At 68.8% G+C, this 462-nt stretch carries 1 protein-coding gene; it reads right to left on the minus strand.

All coding sequences use genetic code 11. The annotated features are described in order from the left end of the window. Positions 1-256: 256 nt before the first annotated feature. A partial coding sequence (locus J5M56_RS25130) for a hypothetical protein (protein ID WP_207938077.1) occupies positions 257-462 on the minus strand: 206 nt, incomplete at its 5' end.

The raw sequence follows: 462 nt of genomic DNA on the forward strand, positions 1-462 counted from the left end.
GGGCTCGAGCAGATCAACGCCGCCGTCTCGCAAATGGACAGCGTGACGCGGCGCAACGCGACGCTGGTCGAGCACGCCGCCATCGCCGCGCAATCGCTCAACGAGCAATCCCGGTGTCTTCAGGACGCGGTGGCCGCATTCAGGACGGAAGCGCTCGGCTGCTGACGGCTGCGCGGCCGTCAGCCCGCGCAGCGCATGGGCGCTACGCGCCGCGGCGCGCGGTGTTCGATCGCGGCGAGCGCCGCCAAGCGGCCGTCTATTCGTTCGCCAGCGCCTGATCCGGCATCAGGCTGATTTGCGGGAGCCGCATCGCGATATCCGTTTGAATCCATCCATCATGGGTCGACGAATGCGCGCCCGACGGTTTGTCGAAACCGAGGCGAATCCCCGCGCCGTGTGAACGCCGCGCACGCACGGCAAGCGAAGCGCCCGGACGAGCGTTTCGCCGCCGGTAGCATCGCC

This window comes from Pseudomonas sp. 51_B, assembly GCF_017491595.1.
Classification (GTDB): Bacteria; Pseudomonadota; Gammaproteobacteria; order Pseudomonadales; family Pseudomonadaceae; genus Aquipseudomonas; species Aquipseudomonas promysalinigenes.